Consider the following 21,775-nt stretch of genomic DNA (forward strand, 5'->3'; position numbering starts at 1 on the left):
TTTTGCAGTCATGCTCCGCTGTCTTTTTATCAAGGCAGCGGGGAGAGGAGTGTGTCGGGTGTATTAGAGAGATTGCGCCTGTTGCACAAAGCTGGTCAGGAAGCGCTCTGCATCAATTTTCTGCACAATGGTTACTTCGCGCACATGCATGGTGCGTGGAGCGAGATCTTTGGGCCAGACATGGGCGTGGCCATAGTGGATACCCTTGCTGATATCAATATCCATGTAGGCTTTGACGGACTGCTGCACCAGAGAAGGGTCTGCGGTAATCGCGGCTGCCATTTCATCCCACATGGGCAAGGGGGAGTAGTATTTGCTCAGGTAGCCGGTAACAGGTGTCGCCTTTTTGGTAATTTTGGCCATGTAATCCTTGGTCATCATCACATCGTTCGAGATATTGCCCACCACGGTGATGGAAGCCCACGGCGCGGTCAGGGTAATATGGGCTGCTTCCGGGTCAAAAATCATATTGAAATCAGAAGCGAAATCCGCGTTGCCGGTAATGGACATCATGTTGGTGTCCAGCAGCCCACCCATAAAAACAAGCTGTTTGGCGGTGGCAGTAAAAGAGGGATCAAGCCGAATGGCAAGCGCCAGATTGGTCATGGGCCCGGCCTCCAGAATGGTGACCTGATGCGGATGTTCATGCACCATGCGAATCATGAACAGGGCGGCGCTTTCTGCCGCGGCAGGCGTTTTGGGTGCGCCTTCGGCCAGTTTTGGGAGATCCGGCTGTGTATCAGGCACTTTGTCCATGGAACCCAGGCCGCCCCACGCGCCTTTCCACGGAATACGGCCGAACTGCTGTTCACGCAGTTTCATGAGCGGAACGCTGTTGATCAGGGGATAGACTGCGCCATCCGCGACCGGAATCTCGCTTTTGTTGGCAATTTCCAGAAAGCGCCGCAGATGTGCGGACTCTGCGTTTTCCCAGTCATCTCCTGTGCTGACAGTAAAACCCAGCACCTTGATATGCGGGTTAGCCAACAGGGGGATGACAGACTGGATATCTGACCCACCCGGTCCCAGAAAATCATTATCTTCAATGACAAGGGCGGGCTCCTGCGTTCCCTCGGCGTGGGCATGGGGCTGCGCTGTGGAGAGCAGAGCCAGTGCGGTTGCAAGGGCGGTTGTCAACCGCAGAGCTGAACGACGAAAGAAAGAGGGCGAACGCATGCGGAGCCTCGGTTTTGAGAAGAATGGCAGCCCTCCGGAGAGAACCGAGACGCACTATAGAGAGATGTGGAGGGGCATCAAAAGAGTATCACGAGAAAGGCGGCAAAAAAGCGCGGAGGCCCGGCTCGCATCATAACGTGAGTGGGGATAGAGGCTGATCTGGGTTCAGGAAAGCGTGTTCAGGAAGAAGCTGGTCATAGCTGTGCCTGAGGGCAGGAGGCGCGGCGTGCATCCGGGTTTGTAAAAAGATGTGTGGTGGTTTTCTTGAGCCCTTGGAACTTTTTACAGCACCAGCGCGTGCAGAAGGGCTTCTAGTCGCAGGCGGCCTTCCGGCGTAGCGCGTAGGGTTGTGGCGCTGCGTTGCAGATACCCTTCTTCAATGGCGGCGGCCAGAATGGTTGGGTCTGTGGCCTGTTCCAGTGTCAGGCCTGTGCGCGCTTCAAAGCGGGGAAGGGTCAGGCCCTCGCTTACACGTAGGCCCATCAGCAGCATTTCACGCGCACGTTCCAATGGCACGAGGGCTTCCTGAGAGGTCTGGCCGGTGCCTGTGCGTTCTACCAGATCAGCCCATGGTTCCGGGGCCCGGTGGCGGCGGGTGGCGAACAGGTCCGTGCCTTGCGTGACGCGCCCGTGTGCGCCGGGGCCAAGCCCCAGATAGTCTCCGTAGCGCCAGTATGTCAGGTTATGGCGGCTTTCACTGCCTGGCTTTGCATAATTGGAGACCTCATACCCGGCGAGCCCATGGCGGCCAGTGACGGTTGCGGTTTCCTCATATAAGGCGGCAGCCTGATCTTCATCTGGCAGGGTAAAGGCACCGGTGCGGTACAGGGCTTCAAATTTGGTGCCGGGTTCGATGGTCAGTTGGTAGAGAGAAACATGGTCCGCCACTAGTTGCAGGGCGGTATCCAGTTCAGCTTTCCAGTCTGCCAGCGATTGGCCGGGGCGGGCGTAGATCAGATCAAACGTGATGCGTGGGAACAGGGTGCGGGCTGTTTCCAGTGCGGCGAGTGCCTGCCGGGCGGAATGTTGCCGGCCCAGAAACTGGAGTGACGCATCATCCAGCGCCTGTATGCCCAGAGAAACCCGGTTGACGCCTGCCTGACGGAAGGCGCTCAGGCGGCTTGCTTCCACACTGGTGGGGTTGGCCTCCAGTGTGATTTCCATGTCCGGCAGAGGGTCAAACAGGCTGGTAGCGTCTTCTATCAGGGCCGCCACGCTCTCCGGTGCCATCAGGGATGGCGTGCCTCCGCCAAAGAAGATGGAGCCCAGCTTACGACGACCAAGGCGTGCGGCATCGTGCGCGAGTTCTGTGCGCAGCGCTTGAGCAAAGCGGGCTTCCGGCATCCTTTCCCGTACGTGTGAGTTGAAATCACAGTACGGGCACTTGGCCAGACAGAATGGCCAGTGGATGTAGAGCGCAAGGGGTTCGGTGGACTGGGTCAGATAGCCACCTTGACGCCCAACTGCACCACGCGATCAGGCGGGATGCGGAAGAACTCCATGCTGGATGTGGAATTGCGCGCCATGAACATGAACAGGGACATGCGCCAGTGGGACAGGCGCGGCACGGAAGACCGGGTGATGAGTTCGCGTGACGTGAAATAGGAGGCCTGGAGGGCGTCAAAATCCACGCCATTGGCCTTCAGATCTTCCAGTGCCCGCGGGATATTGGGCATTTCCATAAACCCGTAACGCAGGATCACGCGGTAGATGTTGGGAGCCAGTTCTTCAACAGAAACACGGTGGCCTCGGTCTGCTTCCGGCTGATCAAGGTTCTGCACGGTCACAAACAGCACATGGTCATGCAGGATCTTGTTATGCCGCAGGTTGTGCAGCAGGCACGGGGGCACAAAGTCCGGCGTGCCTGTCATGAACACGGCCATGCCGGGCACGCGGATAATGCGGGACTGGGGCAGCCGCGCAATAAAGGAGCCCATAGGCAGACTGTCCTGCCGTTGACGGCTGACAATCAGGCCGCGTCCTTTTTTCCATGTGGTCATCATCAGGGTCAGGACACAGCCCAGCAGGACCGGCACCCAGCCACCATCTGGAATTTTGAGCGCGTTGGCGGAAAAGAAGGTGAGGTCAAGCAGCAGGAAGCTGCCGAACACAGCGGCCACTTTGTAGCGTGACCAGTTGAAGTGGCGGCGGAAGACCACAATGGCCAGAATGGAGGTGCAAATGAAGGTGCCGGTAACAGCGATGCCGTAAGCTGAGGCCAGCGCATCAGAACTACGGAAGGCAACCACCAGCAGCACGGCTCCCACTGCCAGAAAGCGGTTGAAGTCTGGCAGGTAGATCTGGCCTTCTTCTTCCGCATTGGTGTGGGTAATGCGCAGCCGCGGCATATAACCAAGCTGGATCAGCTGACGGCAGATGGAGAACCCGCCAGAAATACCGGCCTGGCTGGCAATAACCGTTGCCAGTGTGGACAGCACGATCATGGGGGCCTGCATCCAGTGCGGGCACAGCAGGAAGAACGGGTTCACCAACGCTTTGGGGTCGGAAATGACCAGCGCCGCCTGCCCGAAATAGTTCAGCACCAGCATGGGCAGCACAAAAAACAGCCATGCATAACGGATGGGCGCACGGCCAAAATGCCCCATATCGGCATACAGGGCTTCCGCCCCGGTTACGCAGAGCACTACGGAGCCCAAGGCGAGAAAGGAGAGCTTGCCGTGGTAGAATACGAACTCCAGCGCATAGGTGGGGGAAAGCGCCATAAGGACGGCAGGATGATGCAGGATTTCCAGCAGGCCCAGAACACCCAGTGTACCAAACCAGAGCAACATGACAGGGCCAAATATGGTCCCGACCTTGCCCGTGCCAATCCACTGAACGCTGAACAGACTTATGATGACGATAATGGCGAGCGGTATGACAAAATCATGCGCCGCCGGAACACTGACTTCCACCCCTTCAATGGCGGAGAGCACCGAGATGGCAGGAGTAATGATGCCATCCCCAAAGAACAGACAGGCCCCGATGATACCAACCAGCCCTAACGCTGTTCTGACCTTGGTGCTGGTGGCCACGCGCTGTGCCAGAGAGGTGATGGCAAGAATACCGCCCTCTCCATTATGGTCGGCCCGCATGATGAGCAGGACATATTTGACTGTCACGATGAGGATGAGCGTCCAGAAAATCAGACTGGCGACGCCCATGATCTCCCACGGGGCAACAGAGTGATGGCCGGAGATAACTTCCACAGTGGAGCGGAAGGCGTAGAGCGGGCTGGTGCCGATATCGCCATACACCACGCCCAGCACACCAAGAAGAGCGGCAAACCCTACGGGGGCGGCGGTATGTTGCGGTTGGTCGGCGTCAAAGTCGGTAATATGCCGTGGAGCCGCATGTGTGCCGGTATGGGGCGGTGCGGATTTACCGGGATCGGCCCCGGCGGGTGTGCTGGTTGGATCGGTCATGTCAGTTCTGGCTCCACGTGGCGCGTGGGAATTCACTCCCGGCGGCTTGCATAAGGCGGGTTTCCATAAAGAAGCAAGTCATCACTGAATATCCCTCAGGTGGAAGCCGGGCGTGGGCCGAAGATGGCCGTCCCGACCCGGACCATTGTTGCCCCTTGCGCAATGGCCTGTGGATAATCGGCAGACATGCCCATGGAGAGCATGGGCAAGCCATGTTCCTGCGCCATGCTGCGGAGGAGTTGGAAATGGGGCGTGGGGTCTTCCTGCGCCGGGGGAATACACATTAATCCCCGCAGTTTGTTTCCAAAACGCTGGCGGCAGGTGCGGATGAACGCATCAGCGTCCTCACGCGGGACGCCGAATTTCTGGGGTTCATCGCCCGTGTTTACTTCAATCAGAAGCTCAGGCAGGCGGCCCACGATTTCTGCCGCATGGGCCAGAGCATCAGCGAGGGCGGGGCGATCGAGGCTTTCAATCATATCTGCCAGTCGTACGGCATCTCGCGCCTTGTTGGTTTGCAGGCCCCCAATCAGATGAAGGCGCAGATCCGGGGTGGTTTGCCTCAATGGCGGAAACTTGGCAGCAGCTTCCTGCACCCGGTTTTCACCAAAAACGCGTTGCCCCGCTGCTATGGCGTCTTCAATGCTGCTGGCAGGATGAAATTTGGAAACAGCCACCAAGGTTACGGAGGCGGGGTCTCGTCCTGCATTGCGCGCGGCGGCGTCAATACTGGCGCGGACATGTTCAAGCCTGTCCGCAAGGGGGGATGATGGGGCCATAAAAACAAAGCTTCTCAAACAACAAGGATGAGGCCATGCACCTTCTTTCCCGCCCTCTGTAAAGCAGGCAGGAATAAGGCGCACATGTCCTCCTGTTGCCACTTTAGCCGACAATGGCCGGAAAGGGCACCCTCCCTCTCGGATGGTGTGCCTGAGAGACTGTTATTGAGGTTTGGGCGTGGACTCTAGTGTGAGAATGATTTTGCCCGAATGCTCCCCATTTTCCATCTCCTGATGGGCCTTCGCCACGTCTGCAAACGGGAAGGTGGCGTAGATGATGGGGCGAATGGTGCCGTCTGCAAGCAAAGGCCAGACTTTTTCTTCTAGCTGGCGGGCAATGCGGCTTTTGGTTGTAATGTCGCGCGCCCTCAAGGTGCTGCCTGTTACAATCAGCCGTCGGGTCATGATCCGGGCAAGATCCGCTTTTTCCGCTTTGGCTCCCCCCTGCAGGGCGATGATCACCAGCTTGCCATCCACGGCAAGAGAGCGGAGATTGCGGTCCAGATAGGCTCCGCCAATCATATCCAGAATGAGGTTAACGCCTTTGCCTTTGGTTAACTCCCGCAGGCGCTCGGCAAAATCCTCTTCTTTATAGTTAATGGCGGTTGCCCCTAGCGTTTCACACAGGGCGCATTTCTCTGCCGTTCCGGCTGTCACGTAAGGAATGCCGCCAAACGCTTTGACAAGCTGGATGGCCGTCGTGCCAATTCCGCTGGAGCCACCATGGATCAGCACATTCTCTCCTTTGGTGACAGGCGTGGGCATGAAGAGGTTGGACCACACGGTAAAGAAAGTTTCAGGAAGGGCAGCCGCCTGTACGGCGGTAAGCCCTTCCGGCCATGGCAGGCATTGGCCTGCGGGCACAAGGCAATACTCCGCATAACCCCCGCCATTGGCCAGAGCGCAGACTTTGCTGCCTATGGCGGGCATGTCTTGATCGGCCAGCGCCGTGCCACAGGCGACCACTTCTCCAGCAATTTCCAGCCCCAGCCGAGGGTTTGCTCCCGGTGGTGGGGGATAAAGCCCTTTCCGCTGCATGATATCCGGGCGGTTTATCCCTGCTGCCATCACACGCACCAGCACCTCGCCGCGTCCCGGCTGCGGGATGGGGAGGGACTCAATCTGCATGACATCCGGCGCACCCGGTTCCGTAAAACAGACGGCTTTCATGGTGCCCGAAAGATGCGTGTTGGTTGAAGCGGTCATGATATGCCTACTGGTTGATCAGAGCAGGAAGCGTATCAAGCCTCATTTTGTTTCAAACCAAAAGAGCAGGCGGCTTCACGTCTCCGGTAGAAAGACGCCGAGATGTTCTGGGTGCTTATCAGGACGGAGTGGCGGATATTGCTTTGTGGATGAGGAAAAATCTGTCTGGAAGATCAGAGTCTTCCCGCCGGTTAAAGGAGGGAAGGCGGCTTCTGAGCGGTGTTCAGGGCCTATATTTTTCTCCCGCCAGTTCGCGGCGGGTGCGTTCCAGTTCTTCCGCATACCGGCGCAGGACATAGCGCTCGCTGAGCAGACCAAGAACCTGATGTCTGGTGTTGATCACAGCACAGGCCGGGCGACTGGTGCGTTCAAAACAGGCCAGCGCTGCAGAAAGCGATGTTTCCGGGAGAAGTGCTTCATCATCAGGGGGCACCAGATCCATCAGTGGAGTGGTGGCTGTATAGCGGGCGGCATGGAAGGCAACATTTTCCACCAGCCCTTTATAATGCTCCTGCTCATCGCGCAGAATGATGTAACGCGGGGTGTGAGATGGAAAGGCCTGTCGGGCGGCGCCGACGGTCTCCGTGGCCGGGAATGTGACAGCTTCCGTGCGCATCATCCGTTCGACTGTCAGGCTACGCATCCACCCCACATCCACTCCGGAGCGAATGTTCTCGCCCCGCAGATGGAAGCGCCATGTTGCGAAGGAATATCCAAACGTGCGCCGTACGGTAATGGACGATACAATGGCCGAGACCATAACGGCACTTGTCAGTGGCAAGCTGCCGGTTGTTTCCAGTGCCAGAAAAATCATGGTCATGGGGCCACCGATGACGGCAACGGCCAGTGCGCACATACCCACCACCGCGCATACGGAAACAGGAAGAATCATGAGAGGTGAGATGATCCCCGCGAAAACAGCGCCGGTGAGCACCCCCAGATAGAGCGAAGCAAAAAAGAGGCCGCCCCGAAACCCCGAACCGATGGAGATGGCGGAAGCCAGCGCCTTCAGACCTAGCAGGCTAAGGGCGATGAGGAAGGGCGGGGTATCAATCAGCCCGGCCCGCATGGCCATGTGACCAGAGGACAGTACGGAAGGGGAGACAAGTGCCAGCAGACCCACCAGCAGACCACCTATTGCGGGCCGTAACCAGACAGGAGCAGGCAGAGCATGCATTGCCCGCTCTGTGAGTGTGACACCCTTCATGAGGGCCACCGCGACAAGTGCGCTAACAGCTCCCAGTAAAGCAATGGGAAGATAGGCTAAGGGAGGAATCGCTGGCGGCGTTTGCACCACAATGGGGGGAAGCACCATGCCGGTAAGATGCACCATACCAATGGCGACAACTGCGGCGAGCGCTACCGGAGCCAGCGCCGTAAAGGTGTAGGAGCCGATAATCAGTTCAAACGCATAGAAGGCCCCAGCCAGAGGGGCGTCAAACGCTGCGCCAATGGCTCCTGCTGCCCCACACCCTACCAGAAGGCGCACATCCGCCCGGTGCATACGTAACTGGCGACCAATGCGGGACCCGAAGGCGGCCCCAAGCTGACTGAACCCGGCCTCCAGCCCCAGAGAGGCCCCGCAGCCATTGGAGAGCACCGTCTGTCCGGCCACAATCAGACTATCACGCAAGGACATGCGGCCTCCGTGCAGAGCGTTGGCTTCTACCGGGTCAACGGGCCTGAACCGTGTTTTGCGCGCCAATATATATCCTGCCAGCCCCAACAGCAGGCCGCCCAGACTTGGCACCAGAAGCGCACGGGCAGGCATGACAGAAGATAGCCCGGAAAGGCGACCGGACCCCGGTGCCAGCAGATGATGTGCCACAAAGGTTGCGGCTGTCATGAGGCTGACGGTTGCCCCCGCCAGAAGGCCGACAATGGCCGCGAGGGCGACCAGCCACAGGGTATCCGTGCGTACAAGAGCCCTGACCGCTGCCAGAAAACCGGGCACGGTCGCATGGGTGCGTATGTGGCCCAGAAAGCCCGTCATGGTTGCGGCAGGACTGGCTGGAGAAGATCCATCCGTTGTGTCACGTGGCAGACGGTGCCTGTTTCGGGCCAGCGGGGCAAAGGTTTTTTGCGCATGCTGGCCTGATAGCGCGAGATAGGAGGGAAATTCAGTTATATTTTAAAAATATTCTGGTTTTTCGTCTTTCCCGCTCTTTAGCGCGAAGGGGCTGAGAGGCAGGAGCCGTGCTGTTTCAGGGGGTACGGGCTGGGGGCTGAGCGGCCAGAATGCGCGTGATGTCTTCTTCGGTCAGGGCATAGTGGAAAAAGGAGTGATAGAAAGTCCGCACGTCCTGCCGCATATCCAGATCTGCAAATTCTGCCGGGTGGAACAGTTTGGCGGCCCATTCTAGCTGGAGCAGTTCCTCACAGCCGTAGCGATCCCACGGAAAGACTCCTTGAGGGTTACGGGCCCATTTCCTCTGCTGGAATGCAGGCAGGAAACGAAGCGGGGAGGAGGGGTCAACTTCTCCGGCTGTGGCCCCCAGAATAATAATATCCGGGTTCCATGTAGCAATCTGCTCAAACGTGGTGGGGCGATGATTACCGGAGACAGTAGCGGCGTTTTCTCCTCCGGCTGTTTTGATCCATGTATCAATCATGGTGTTTTGCCCGTCTATCTGGAGCGGATTCAGGGCGGCAATGTGCAACACCCGTGGGCGAGCCGAGGCTGGGAGACGGCTTACACGGCTTTGCAGCAGACTGGTGAGAGTGTCCATTTTCTGCCGATATGCGCGAGCTACATCATGGGCATGGGATGTGCTGAGCGCATCCGCTGTCATGTCGATTGACTGAAGCATCTGCGGGACAGTGGTGTATTGCGCATGCAGTGTTGGCAGGCCGAGCTTGCGGAGCGCATCCGCCTGCCCCCGCTGGGGCACAATGACCAGATCAATATGCCGGGCAAGAAGATCTTCAGGATTGACTGTCTCTGCATGGACGCCTGTTTCCGCTTTCAGGAGCACAGGGGCGATCTTGAACAGCCATGGGCGGTCAGCGGGTTTTTCCGCCGTAACCCGGATTTTGTCTGCCGCCCCCAGCATGACAAGAATCTCATTATGCGCAAACCAGAGATCAGCAATAAAGGCAGGGGTATCCTTGATCTCCACAGGGGTGCCGCTCATATCCACAACAGTTCGAGCCTGTGCTGTCAGGCTGAGTGAAGGGAAAAGGAGAGCGGTAGCCAATGCCGTGCCAAACAGGCCAGCCAGAAGAAAAGAGCGGCGGTTTTTGGAGCGTGAAAGCTTAAGCGCGCGCATGCGGACCTCAATGGAACTTGAGTATATACCATAGAATATGGATAGGCGGGACGCAATGCGCGGCAACAGGCCTTTCAGAGAACGAGGCAAAGAGAAAAGAAAGCCATGCGCCAACACAAAGTGATGCTGGGAGATAAGGTCCTTTATCAGGCGGCGCAGCTTTCTCATGCAAAACGGTTTGCAGAAGCCCGTCAGGCGGAGGGGGTTGCCTGTTACGTGGTACCGGATACCACACCCGGCAGACCGCGGAATGTGCGTATCAATTCGTTGACAGGGCAACCATATAAAAAGTCAGTTAGTTGTAAAGACACGGTTGCGCGGCGTCATGCAACAGAGCTGGGCTAAGTATAGGCTGCGTGCTCCATCGCCAAGACCCAGAGATGCACGGAGCCGTCTTTTCCTTCTACGGTGGGCTGGGCATACTCTTTGGACCGCTTTTGCGGTGTGACACGGCTTCTGAAACAAGAAGCGGAACAGAGCAGAGACCGAGGCAACGCCATGGGCCATAATTACGCAAAACCGCTGACATCTGGCCAGAAGATAGAACGGCTTCTGGTCCGTATTCCACCATCATGGGTGATCAAGCTGGAGCGTCAGACAGGGACGGCGGCATGGCGAGCCCTTACTCATGCGCCGGATACGGATGGCGCATGGAGTGATGAGCATATGGACCCCGCCGATGCCCTGGAAGACACCTGGCGGCGTAACCGAACAGTGATGGTGTAAGGCTGTCAGTCAGCCTTACTTCTTTTAAAGTTTTAAAGGCTTTTCAGTTTTGAAAGAATTTCCGCAATGGTCTGGGGCGGCGGGGTGGCCACGGATACGCTGATGGCGTGTTCATCGGCTGCCGGGGGTTCCAGTGTTTGCAACTGGCTGGGAAGCAGGCTGGCCGGCATGTAATGGCCTGTGCGGGTTTGCAAGCGCTTTGCCAGTACGGCTTGATCAACATGCAGATAGATAAACAGCGGATTGAGCCCCTCCCGCCGGAGCACATCACGGTAGGAGCGTTTGAGGGCCGAGCATGTCAGAATACCGCCTGTTCCGTTCTGCTCACATTGCGCCAGCCATGCATGGCAACGTTCCAGCCACGGCCAGCGATCCTCATCATTCAAAGGAATGCCTGCAGCCATTTTCTGAACATTGGCGGAGGGGTGCAGGGCGTCTCCTTCCTGAAACGGCCAGCCCAGTTCATTGCGCAGCCCTTCAGCGACTGTGGTTTTGCCGCAGCCGGATACCCCCATGATGACCAGAAGATGTTTCTTGATGCCTTCTGCCGCTGGTTGGGTGGGTAGAACCTGCTGGCTGCCCAGAATTTCGCTGCTTAACTGGGCGGCGGATCTCTCGCCGGGATGCAGAATGCGGATGCCTTCTGGCCCTGCTGTAATGGTCTGGGTGGCCATGTGAAGAAACAGGCCGTGCTCAATAACGCCCACAATATTGTAAATGTTCTGGCTCAGCGTATCGGGGTCTTCAATGCGACCGAACACACAATCCATGATCAGATTTTTTTCATCTGTCAGATAGAAGGAGCCATCCCGTTTTTTGCGGGGTGCCACCTGTGCGCCAAGGCGCGCAAGCCGGGCGGCGGCACTTTCCCATCCAAACGGCACAACCTCAACAGGAACGGGGCAGAGTGTGCCTAGATGGTCCACATATTTGCTGTTGTCGGCCACAACCACAAACTGGCGGGCGGCAGAAGCCACAATTTTTTCACGCAGCAACGCACCGCCGCGGCCCTTGACCAGATTTAATGTGCCGGGTTCGATTTCATCCGCGCCATCAATGGCAATGTCCAGATCAGGGTGTCGGCCAAAATCGGTAAGAGGAATCCCTTCCTCGCGGGCCTGCGCTTCAGTGGCGTCAGAGGTTGGAATGGCGCAGATGCGCAACCCTTCTTCCCGCATACGGCGGCCAAGTTCCGCTACAACAAAGACCGCTGTTGACCCTGTGCCCAGGCCTACGGCCATGCCATCCTGCACCAGGGAAGCTGCTCTGATGGCAGCCTGCTGTTTGAACTGTGCGGCAGGATCAAGTTGCGTTCCGGTCATGGCGTTTTCCTAGTTTTTTCTTCTTGGTCTCGTTATGCGTCAGGGTTTGCGGCGCGGTCCAGTACCCAGCGTAGGTCCCCCATAGCAGTAATGGCGCTGGCCGGGCAGGAAGGGTCTTGCGCACGCACTTTGGCAACAGCTTCTTTCTTGCCTGCGCCTTCTACCAGAAACACCACATGGCGGCTTGCATGAATGGCCGGATAGGTGAGGGTGAGGCGGGTATAAGGGGCAGCAGGCGGCACACAGGTGGCAACCCAGGCTGTCCGTTCCTTCAGAACCGGCTGGCCCGGGAAGAGGGAAGCGGTATGACCATCGCTGCCCAAGCCAAGCAGGTTGACGTCAAAGAGCGGACGATCTGCTTCAAACGTGTCTGCCCCATAGAACTGTTTCAGTCGCGTTTCATAAGAGCGGGCGGCATCTTCGGCCGTGCCAACGCCGGGCATGGGGTGCAGATTTTCGGCGGGGACTGGCACGCGCGAGAAGAGCAGGCGCTGCATCATGCCGAAATTGCTGTCCTCATGGTCATGCGGCAGGAAACGGTCATCACCCAGAAAGAACTGCATCCGCGCCCATGGAAAACGGCTGGCATAGGGTTCGGTCGCCATCAGGCGATACAGGCTTTGTGGTGTACTGCCTCCTGAAAGGGCGATGGCGAAAGGGCCTTCGGTTTTTTCCGTGGCAAGTTGCAGCAGCCAGTCTGCCAGATGCCGTGTGGCTTCCTCCCGGTCTGCAAAAACACTCACACTTCCTGTCCGAGTATCCTGTCCTGCCATGGTTTTAGTCCTCTCCTAGCACAAAGCGCTCTATGCCTCGGGCAAACCCTTCCTCCTCAGAGGATGCGGTTGTCCATGTGGCACTTGCCTTCACGTCTTCTGTGGCCTGCCCCATGGCAATGGATACGCCACTGGCACGGAACATCAGCACATCATTGGGTTGATCACCCACTGTCAGCATGGCGGTGGCCGGAACGCCCAGCAGCCGTTCAAGTGTATGCACAACGCCGCCCTTGTTGGCGTGCGGGTGAGTGATGTCAACATAGTAGGGCTGAGAAAGCGCGGCGGAGGCTTCTGTTCCCAGTTCTCGCTGCAATGTGCTCGCCACTGACTGCATCAGAGCAGCATCATCACTCACGCCGGTAATTTTCACGACATCATCAAGCGCTGCGTCAAGATCCTGTGTTTCACGCGGGGGGAACTTCACGGTCCATTCTTCCCGCGCCACATGCGGGCCATGGGCATCAGGCACCAGCCATTCCGTGCTGGTGTAAATCCAGGCGGGAACCTGATGGTCTTTCAACAGGTCCAATGTTTTTTGCGCAGTGCTGCGGGGCAGGCGGAGGGCCTCAATCAGGCTGAGGTCCGGATGTACCATCATGCCACCGTTGAACCCGGCCAAAGGGGCGGAAAGTGCTAGGGGCTGCACCAGCATTTCCATTCCTCGCGGAGGTCTGCCGGAGGTAATGGCGAAAATGATATTCTTCTCCCGCAGTGCATGAACGGCCCGAATGGCACGCGGCGTCAGGATTTTTTCCCGCGTGACCAGCGTGCCATCGACATCCGCCAGCACAAGACGGATATCATGCTGGGGAGTGGCCATGATGTCAGGCTCCGTGGGGAGTGGTGGCCTCAGGGGCTGTTTTGTCGGACGTGGGTTTTTCCACGCGCGGCAGAACCAGTTGCTCCATGGCCTTGGCCCAGCCGTCGTGATCGTTGCTGTCGGTCACGAAATGCGCGTGAGAGCGCACATGGTCCGTTGCCTGCCCCATGGCGATGGCCAGACCGGCCAGTTTCAGCATGGGGATATCATTGTTCATGTCCCCGATGCATGCCACTTCCGATGGGGAAATACCGTAGAAGGCCGCAAGCTGGCGCAGGGCGTGGCCCTTGTTGGCGTCGGATGGGGTTATATCCAGAAACCATGAACTGGACCGGGCAACGCTGGCGCGGCCTTCCAGCAGGGAGCCAATTTCCAGTTCCTGCCGTTCAAGGGCCTCATAATCTGCGCTGGAGCCGGTGATTTTGCCAATTCCGTTCAGGGAACCGGCGAATGAGGACACAATATGCGGCTGCATGTGAATGGCGCGTTTTTCAGGCTCCACATAGGCTCCTGTTTCGTTTTCCACCAGCCATTCATGGCCGCGGAACAGCCACGCATCAATGTGATGCACTTTCAGCATGTCCAGCGCTTCCTGCACGGCTTCCGGGTCAAGAGAAAGCTGGGAGCGAATGGTGCGGTCGGCGTTGAAAATGGTGCCGCCATTCAGCGCGCCATAGGGTGTATCAATGCCCAGCACTTCAAAATACATTTCCATGCCATTGGGCGGACGGCTGCTGACAAGACAGACCGGAACGCCAGCCTCTTTCAAGGCTTTGATCGCTGCAATGCTGTGGTGCGTGACCTGTTTTTCTGGCGTGAGCAATGTGCCGTCCATATCGGACACCACAAGTTTGATGCGGGATGCCGGGGGCGGGAGGGCAGCCTGACGGGCGTTTTCGTTAACCATCATGCAGCTTCAACTCCCGATCACATCAGAAAATAGGGTGCGGCTTTGCCTGTCAGGCTGAAAGGAAAGCCGCACCGGTAAAGGATGCGGTTAAAATACCGCGTTAGTCTTTGGTTTCAACATGGCCACCAAAGCCGAAGCGCATGGCAGACAACACTTTTTCCGCGTAGGTATTGCCGGAACGTGAACGGAAACGGGTAAAGAGGGCTGCTGTCATGACCGGAACGGGCACAGCTTCCTCAATAGCGGCTTCAATGGTCCAGCGGCCTTCGCCGGAATCATTCACTTCCCCGGAGAATTCGGAGAGTTCACCATTTTTGGTCATGGCCTGCGCCGTGAGGTCAAGCAGCCAGGAGGAGACAACACTTCCACGGCGCCAGACTTCGGCAATATCCGCCATGTTCAAAGAGAAACGTTCGTCTTCAACCAGAAGTGGAGAATCCTTGCGGTACATGACATCAAACCCTTCCGCAAAGGCCTGCATCATGCCGTATTCAATGCCGTTATGAACCATTTTGACAAAATGGCCTGATCCCGCTGGGCCACAATACAGATAACCCTGCTCAGCCCGAGGATCGAGGTTTTCCCCTTCGTCACGGCCGGGGGTGCGCGGAATATCGCCAATTCCGGGTGCCAGTGCGGCAAGGATCGGATCAATATAGTCGGCTGCGGCCTTGGGGCCGCCATACATCATGCAATAGCCGCGTTCCAGACCCCACACGCCGCCGGACGTGCCGACATCAATATAATCAATGCCTTTTTCGCCCAGAACTTTGGCGCGGCGGATATCGTCCTTGTAATAGGTGTTGCCCCCATCAATCACGATATCGCCGCGCTGTAGCAGGCCGCACAGAGACATCACGGTTTCTTCCGTAATCTCGCCAGCAGGCAGCATGGACCAGACAATCTTTTTCGGGCCGTTCAGCTTGGCCACCACATCGGCCAGATTGCTGGCTGCTGTGGCGCGTCCAGCTTCTGCTCGGGCCACAATTTTTTCCACGGCGGAAGTGTCACGATCATACACCACCACGTCATGCCCGTGTCGTGTCAGGCGGACGGCAATATTGCCGCCCATTCTACCAAGCCCGACGATGCCGATCTGCATGCTGCGTTCCTTCTGTTCTGTTATCAGACTGCTTGGTGCACGGCTTTGGCCAGTTCGGCCAGACCGTCTTTCAGGCTGCCCCGAATATGCACGCGCAGAGCCCGGCGGCCACGTTCGGCCAGCACATCAAAATCTCCCCGCGCCTGAGCCGCTTTGACAACCCCGAAGGAGTAGTTCTCGCCAGGAACCGGCAGGTCATGGGCATCATCGGCTGTAATTTGCAGGAAAACGCCGGTGTTGGGGCCGCCTTTGTAGGCCTGCCCGGTGGAGTGCAGAAAACGGGGACCAAACTCGGCCGCTGTTGCTACGGTTTTGGCGTCACGGATTTTCAGGCGTGTGTGCTGAATCCATTCCCGCGTTGCGGCGTCCCGTTCGATATAGGCCAGCAGGGCGACATAATCCCCGGCTTTCACGCGATCAAAATGGGCTTTCAGAATGGCTTCTGCGCTATCGCCTTTCAGGGCAGCGGCATTGGTCTTGTCTGCAAAGAAAGCAAACGGGCCGTGTTCCGCAAAAGGCTGTTCGGCAGGTAGTTTGCCGGTTTTGTTGTAGGCATCTGTCAGCTTGCGGGTTTCAACCTTGCTGGCTTCCACATCCGGCTGGTCAAACGGATCAATGCCCAGAAACGCGCCTGCGACCGCAGTAGCCAGCTCCCACCGGAAGAATTCCTGCGCAATCTGGCGTTTGCTGTGCAACGTGATGGTCACTACCGGCTGCCCGGCGTCAATCAACGTGGCAATGGCTTCATCCTGCTCATGCCGGTGTTCTGGTGCCAGACGCAGGTACACAAACAGGCGATCCGTGCCATAGCGTTTGGGGCCGCCCAGTGTTTCTTCATCAATGGGGATAATGCCCTTGCCGTGCTTGCCTGTGGATTCCGCCACAAGCTGTTCCAGCCAGGCGCCAAAATCGGCAATCTGCGGTGTGGCGATAACGGTCAGTTTGTCATGCCCGAACTGCGTTGCGGCAACGCCCAGAATGGTGCCGAGCAATACGCCGGGGTTCTGGGCAGGGGGCACGCTGGCATCGCTCATGCGCACGCCGCGCAGAGCGTCTTCCAGAAACAGTTTGACCGGAATGCCAGAGGCTGCGGCGGGAACCAGACCGAAATTGGAGAGCACGGAATACCGGCCGCCAATCTGCGGTTCGCCAGCAAAAATTTTCCAGAAACCTTCTTTCTTGGCGAGGGCTTCCAGCTTGGAGCCGGGGTCTGTAATCGCGACAAAATGGCTGCCAACTTTCTCGCCTAGCGCCTTTTTGGCGAGGTCATGGAAATAGGCGAGCATGATGTTGGGCTCAAGCGTGCCGCCAGATTTGGAGGCAACGATGAACAGCGTATTGGCCGGATCAATCTTCTTGGCGTAGGTCGCAACCTGCTGCGGGTCCGTGCTGTCCAGCACATACAGGTGGCCAAAGCCTTCATGCTTGCCGAATGTTTCCGCCAGCACTTCCGGACCAAGGCTTGAGCCGCCCATGCCCATCAGCAGAACTTGTTTGAAACCACGGGCTTTGACTTCAGCCTGAAAGCTTTCCAGTTCGGCAACGTGGGCAAGGCGTTCATCAACCGTGTCCAGCCATTTCAGCCATTTGGCTTCCTCACCGCCGGTCCAGACGGAGGCATCCTTGTTCCATAGCTTGCGGATGGTGCCGTTCTTGCGCCACTCGTCCAAGCCATCCTGCACGGCCTTTTCCAGTTTTTGGGGCAAGGCGGTCTTGATGTCGGTCAGCTTGTCGGCCAGCAGGGTTTTCTGCTTTGCGGCGACAGAGCCCAAAAGGCCGTCAAACGCTTCCTCAAAGGAGGCGACGCCTTCATCGACCAGAATTTTTGTAACGCCTTCAAGATTCAGCCCGAACCGTTCCGCTTCTGCCAGAACGTGGCGTGCGGCATCAATTCCTGTGCCGAGTGTTTCCTTGACGGTACCGTGGTCACGGAAAGCATCCATGGTGGCGGGGGGCAAGGTGTTGACCGTATGCGGACCAATCAGGTTGTCCACGTACAGGACATCACTATAGGCTTTGTCCTTGGTGCCGGTGGAGGCCCACAGCAGGCGCTGCGGTTGCGCGCCTGCTGCCGCCAGTGCTTTCCAGCGCGGGGTCTGGATAATTTCCTGCCAGTAAACATAGGCCAGTTTGGCATTGGCAATGGCCACCTTGCCACGCAGGGCCTTCAGGCCATCGGCGTTCTTGTCACCAGCTTTCACGCGGCGGTCTATTTCCGCATCAATCTTGCCGTCAATTCGGCTCACAAAGAAAGAGGCGACAGACGCCACGCCGGAGAGATCACCGCCTTTTTTATGCAGGTCTTCCAACCCGGAGAGCCATGCATCCACCACCGCTTTGTAGGCGGAAAGCGCAAAAATGAGCGTTACGTTGACATTGATGCCCGCTGCGATGGTTTCCCGAATGGCGGGGATGCTTTCCGGGGTGGCCGGAATCTTGATCATCAGATTGGGTTCGGCCACATCGGCCCACAGGCGGGCGGCTTCATGGGCCGTGCCTTTTTCGTCTCGTGCGAGATAGGGGGAGACTTCAAGGCTGACAAAGCCATCACGGCGTTTGGTCTGCGCGTAAACAGGGGCCAGAACATGGGCCGCTGTCTTGATGTCCTGCACGGCCAGTTTTTCATACAACGTGCCGGGGGAGACAATCTCCTGCGCCAGAACAGATTTGATCTGGGCATCATATTCCGTGCCTTCTCCCATGGCTTTCTGGAAGATGGCAGGGTTGGAAGTAACACCACGCACATCATCAGTCTGCACCAGGCGCGCCAGAGACCCGTCTTCCACAAAGGAGCGGCGGATGAAGTCCAGCCATGGAGACTGTTGAACCGCTGCCAGAGCCTGTAACGGGTTAGCCCCCTGAGTGTGTGAAGCAGTCATGTTTAACGTCCCTTATCTGCTGCACTCCTGCCCGGAATAGGGCAGGAGTGCATTCCAAGTGCATCTGTATGGCGCGTGGCGGAGCCACGTCCGGCGTTAACGGGCCTGACGGCGTGCGGCATCCAGAACGGCTTCTGGTGTGAAGCCGAACTTTGCCATCAGTTTGCCCGCCGGGGCGGAGGCCCCAAATCCGTGCATGGCAATGATCTCACCACTGAAGCCAGTGTAGCGGTCCCACCCGATAGGTGAGGCGGCTTCAATGGCAACGCGGCCCGTTATGGAAGGCGGTAGCACGCTATCACGGTAGGATTGTGGCTGGGCTTCAAACAGTTCCCAACTTGGCATGGAGACCACGCGGGCGGGAATGCCGTCTTTGCTCAGGGCTTCATAGGCCGAAACAGCCAGAGACAGCTCACTTCCCGAGGCAATCAAGATCACCTTGGGTGTTTCCTTGCTGTCTGCCAGCACATAAGCGCCTTTCGCAACGCCGGAGGCCGGAGCGTAGCGACTGCGGTCCAGCGTGGGCAGGTTCTGGCGGCTAAGTGCCAGAGCGACCGGGCCATCCTGCTTGGCAATCAGGAAACGCCACGCTTCCGCAACTTCATTTGCATCACCGGGGCGGATGGTGGTAATGCCCGGTGTGGCACGAAGCTGCACAAGCTGTTCGATTGGCTGATGAGTCGGCCCGTCTTCACCCACCCCGATGGAATCATGGGTGAACACATACGTGACCGGCTGCTGCATGAGAGACGCCAGACGGATGGGTGCCTTCATGTAATCAGAGAAAATCAGGAACCCGGCGCAGAATGGACGCAGACCATAGAGGGCCATGCCGTTTACAATGGCCCCCATGGCGTGTTCACGTACACCAAAGTGGAGGTTCCGCCCTGCATAGGAGCCGTTCCATTCCTTGGGCTGGAAGCTTTGCTCGCCTTTGAGAAGGGTTTTGGTGGAGGGGGCAAGGTCAGCAGAGCCGCCCAGCAGCCACGGCAGGCGACCCGCCACGGCGTTCAGCACTTCACCAGAGCTGGCGCGCGAGGCAATGCCTTTTTCGCTGGCCTCATAGGTCGGGATGTCTGCATCCCAGCCCTCCGGCAGGGTGCCGCTGAAAATACCATCCAGTTCAGCGGCCAGTTCCGGGTAATCTTTGCGGTAAGCCGCGAACAGTTTTTCCCACGCTGCGCGGGCGGTTGCGCCACGTGTGCCAAGGCCCTGCTGCATGTGGGGCAGAACGCCGTCAGGCACATAGAAGCTTTTGTCTTCCGGCCAGCCGTAGGCTTTCTTGGTTTCCCGAATTTCTTCCGCACCCAGCGGCTCGCCATGGGCTGCGGCCGTGCCTGCCTTATGCGGTGCGCCCCAGGCAATAACAGAATGTACAAGGATAAAGGTGGGGCGGGTTGTCTCTGCTTTGGCTTTGGCCAGAAGGTCTTTCAGGGCTGCGGTATCGTTCGCGTCCTTCAGTTCCAGCACCTGCCAGCCATAGGCGGCAAACCGTTCACCCACATTTTCTGTCAGGGCGATATCGGTGGACCCTTCAATGGAGATGCGGTTGGCATCGTACATCCAGATCAGGTTGCCCAGTTTCAGATGTCCGGCGGTTGAGGCGGCCTCGCTGGAGATTCCTTCCATCATGTCGCCATCCCCACACAGGGTATAGACATGGTGGTTGAACAGCTCAAAACCCGGCTTGTTGTAGCGGGCGGCCAGCCATTTCTCGGCCATGGCCATCCCCACTGAATTGCCACAGCCCTGACCCAGCGGGCCGGTTGTGGTTTCAACGCCCGTGGTGTGGCCGTATTCTGGATGCCCGGGTGTTTTGGAATCAAGCTGGCGGAACTGCTCAAGGTCTTCCACGGTCAGGGCAGGGGCGTTTGTGACCTTGCCCTGTTTGACCTGCCGAACACCGGCCAGATAAATGAGGGAATAGATCAGCATGGACGCATGGCCGATGGACAGCACAAAGCGGTCACGGTTCGGCCATAGCGGGTCTGCCGGATCGTAATTCAGCACATCCTGCCACAGGGTATAGGCAACAGGAGCCAAGGCCATGGCTGTGCCCGGGTGCCCGGAATTGGCTTTCTGCACAGCATCCATGGAAAGGGTGCGGATGGTGTTGATGCACAGGTTATCGAGACTGGCCGTCCCGCCGGCTTCCGCACCGTCTGGTGCGCGGAGAGGGGTGGGAAATAAGGCACGCATGCTAACCTATCCTCCAGAGTGGGCTTCTTCCGGCCCGCAAAATATTCTGGAGCCCGTACACCGCTTTATAGAACAAAAAGCGGCTGTTGGCTCCTCAAGGCTCCGCACATTCACACGGTCAGGTGTTGCTCGGCAAGAGAGCAGGCGCAATCCTGATGAGGCAGGGACATAAAATGCGGAATGGTCTTCTGATGTAACGCCGGAAAAACCTGCGGGCTGCATGAGAACTCAGGGCATGGGGCCATTATTTTTCTGCATCTGAAACTGGGTAGGGCGCGGAAGAAAACTAGGGGAGCCCTCTTTAATGGGAGCTTGGTGCCTTTGTTGGGGCGGATAGCCTGATCAGGTGAGGGAAGATTGAGTAGAGGAGGATGTTATCACAAACCTGTGATGACGGTCTGATGAGGCGCGACGCATCATACTCGCGAGAGTGTAATCAGCTCTGCGGGAAGGAAACGCTGCACAGGATGGTGCGTTTGCGTTATAGAGTTTTATGCGCGGTGCAATGCTTACCTTGGGGTGCGTCGCTGACTGCGCGCTTGTTTTGCAACCCGTAAACACTTTAACCGGAGGTTGGTCATGACAGAGGTTTCTTCTCAGGACCCCCGTTTGCAGGACTCCATGCCCGCAGGCGCAGAGGCCGCGGCAAGTGGGTTTACACAACAGCAGATTGAAGCCTTGTTCATTAACGCCGCGCGTGAAGGGGATGCAGAACTTCTGGCAAGTTTTCTTGAAGCCGGGATGGACCCCAACCTGCGCGCTGAAAAAGGATATACGCCCCTTATTCTGGCGGCTTACAACGGCAATATAGATGCTGTTTCAGCCTTGCTGAAAGGCGGAGCCAAGCCTGATCTGCAAGATGAAAAAGGGGCAACTGCACTGGCTGGGGTTGCCTTCAAAGGCAACCTGCCGATCGCGCGCCTTCTGCTGGAAGCAGGGGCCGGGGTTGATGTGCCCAATAGTGTTGGCCGTACGCCGCTGATGTTTGCCGTAATGTTCGGGCGGGATGACATGGCCAAGCTGCTGCTGAAAGCCGGTGCCAGCCCAACCCGCCGTGATGGAGAAGGGCTGAACGCGCAAGATCTTGCACGCAGGCAGGGGAACACCGTTCTTGCAGGCCTCATGAAACAGGAAACACGCGCAGCCTCCTGACGGAACTGGGTGTGTCGAGACGCGGATTGAAAAA

The 21,775-nt window shown here is 57.8% G+C and carries 16 protein-coding genes and 1 pseudogene; 2 read left to right on the plus strand and 15 right to left on the minus strand.

Going from position 1 to position 21,775, the window contains the following annotated elements; all coding sequences use genetic code 11:
• Positions 1–63 precede the first annotated feature (63 nt).
• The 7 genes from AD944_RS14920 to AD944_RS14950 all read right to left on the minus strand — a co-directional run bounded on the left by AD944_RS14920 (position 64) and on the right by AD944_RS14950 (position 9,855).
• The gene (locus tag AD944_RS14920) at positions 64–1,176 is read right to left on the minus strand and encodes a nucleoside hydrolase (RefSeq protein ID WP_145912869.1); all 1,113 of its coding nucleotides are present in this window, start codon (positions 1,174–1,176) and stop codon (positions 64–66) included.
• A gap of 282 nt (positions 1,177–1,458) precedes the next feature.
• Positions 1,459–2,619: a radical SAM family heme chaperone HemW gene (gene hemW / locus AD944_RS14925; protein ID WP_045542920.1), complete on the minus strand. Its 1,161-nt coding sequence runs from the start codon at positions 2,617–2,619 to the stop codon at positions 1,459–1,461.
• Entirely contained in the window at positions 2,616–4,601 is a 1,986-nt protein-coding gene (locus AD944_RS14930) for a potassium transporter Kup (protein ID WP_045542921.1), read from the minus strand. The genes hemW and AD944_RS14930 overlap by 4 nt, the downstream gene beginning before the upstream one ends.
• A gap of 95 nt (positions 4,602–4,696) precedes the next feature.
• Positions 4,697–5,380 (minus strand): YggS family pyridoxal phosphate-dependent enzyme, encoded by a 684-nt coding sequence (locus AD944_RS14935; protein WP_045542922.1) that lies wholly within the window; start codon positions 5,378–5,380, stop codon positions 4,697–4,699.
• Positions 5,381–5,542: 162 nt separating this feature from the next.
• Positions 5,543–6,586, minus strand: a complete 1,044-nt coding sequence (locus AD944_RS14940; protein ID WP_236709258.1) for an NAD(P)H-quinone oxidoreductase — start codon at positions 6,584–6,586, stop codon at positions 5,543–5,545.
• Positions 6,587–6,809: 223 nt separating this feature from the next.
• Positions 6,810–8,579, minus strand: a complete 1,770-nt coding sequence (locus AD944_RS14945; protein ID WP_035377843.1) for a chloride channel protein — start codon at positions 8,577–8,579, stop codon at positions 6,810–6,812.
• 211 nt (positions 8,580–8,790) lie between these two features.
• Positions 8,791–9,855, minus strand: a complete 1,065-nt coding sequence (locus AD944_RS14950; protein ID WP_052427223.1) for an ABC transporter substrate-binding protein — start codon at positions 9,853–9,855, stop codon at positions 8,791–8,793.
• Positions 9,856–10,299: 444 nt separating this feature from the next.
• Between AD944_RS14950 and AD944_RS14960 the strand changes: the two genes are divergently transcribed.
• A complete protein-coding gene (locus AD944_RS14960; RefSeq protein ID WP_236709259.1) occupies positions 10,300–10,581 on the plus strand; it encodes a hypothetical protein in 282 nt (93 codons plus the stop codon).
• A 32-nt stretch (positions 10,582–10,613) separates the two neighbouring features.
• Here the strand turns inward: AD944_RS14960 and AD944_RS17520 are convergent, their stop codons facing one another.
• From AD944_RS17520 to tkt, 8 genes and pseudogenes are all read right to left on the minus strand, one after another.
• Positions 10,614–11,096, minus strand: a complete 483-nt coding sequence (locus AD944_RS17520; protein WP_231873728.1) for a gluconokinase — start codon at positions 11,094–11,096, stop codon at positions 10,614–10,616.
• A gap of 105 nt (positions 11,097–11,201) precedes the next feature.
• A pseudogene (gene rpiA / locus AD944_RS14965) lies at positions 11,202–11,903 on the minus strand (ribose-5-phosphate isomerase RpiA); the annotation flags it as partial.
• Positions 11,904–11,935: 32 nt separating this feature from the next.
• Positions 11,936–12,676, minus strand: coding sequence for a 6-phosphogluconolactonase (pgl, locus tag AD944_RS14970; RefSeq protein ID WP_045542926.1), 741 nt, complete (start codon positions 12,674–12,676; stop codon positions 11,936–11,938).
• 4 nt (positions 12,677–12,680) lie between these two features.
• Positions 12,681–13,499 (minus strand): Cof-type HAD-IIB family hydrolase, encoded by an 819-nt coding sequence (locus AD944_RS14975; protein ID WP_045542927.1) that lies wholly within the window; start codon positions 13,497–13,499, stop codon positions 12,681–12,683.
• A gap of 4 nt (positions 13,500–13,503) precedes the next feature.
• Positions 13,504–14,409, minus strand: coding sequence for a Cof-type HAD-IIB family hydrolase (locus AD944_RS14980; RefSeq protein ID WP_035377851.1), 906 nt, complete (start codon positions 14,407–14,409; stop codon positions 13,504–13,506).
• 100 nt (positions 14,410–14,509) lie between these two features.
• Entirely contained in the window at positions 14,510–15,511 is a 1,002-nt protein-coding gene (gnd, locus tag AD944_RS14985) for a phosphogluconate dehydrogenase (NAD(+)-dependent, decarboxylating) (RefSeq protein WP_045542928.1), read from the minus strand.
• Positions 15,512–15,534: 23 nt separating this feature from the next.
• Entirely contained in the window at positions 15,535–18,390 is a 2,856-nt protein-coding gene (locus tag AD944_RS14990) for a bifunctional transaldolase/phosoglucose isomerase (protein ID WP_045542929.1), read from the minus strand.
• A gap of 96 nt (positions 18,391–18,486) precedes the next feature.
• Entirely contained in the window at positions 18,487–20,589 is a 2,103-nt protein-coding gene (gene tkt, locus AD944_RS14995) for a transketolase (RefSeq protein WP_045542930.1), read from the minus strand.
• Between the two features lie 579 nt (positions 20,590–21,168).
• On the opposite strand from tkt, the gene AD944_RS15000 reads away from it, so the two are divergent.
• The gene (locus tag AD944_RS15000; RefSeq protein WP_082741277.1) at positions 21,169–21,741 is read left to right on the plus strand and encodes an ankyrin repeat domain-containing protein; all 573 of its coding nucleotides are present in this window, start codon (positions 21,169–21,171) and stop codon (positions 21,739–21,741) included.
• The last annotated feature ends 34 nt before the right edge of the window (positions 21,742–21,775 follow it).

This window comes from Acetobacter tropicalis (genome assembly GCF_001580915.1).
Taxonomy (GTDB): domain Bacteria; phylum Pseudomonadota; class Alphaproteobacteria; order Acetobacterales; family Acetobacteraceae; genus Acetobacter; species Acetobacter tropicalis.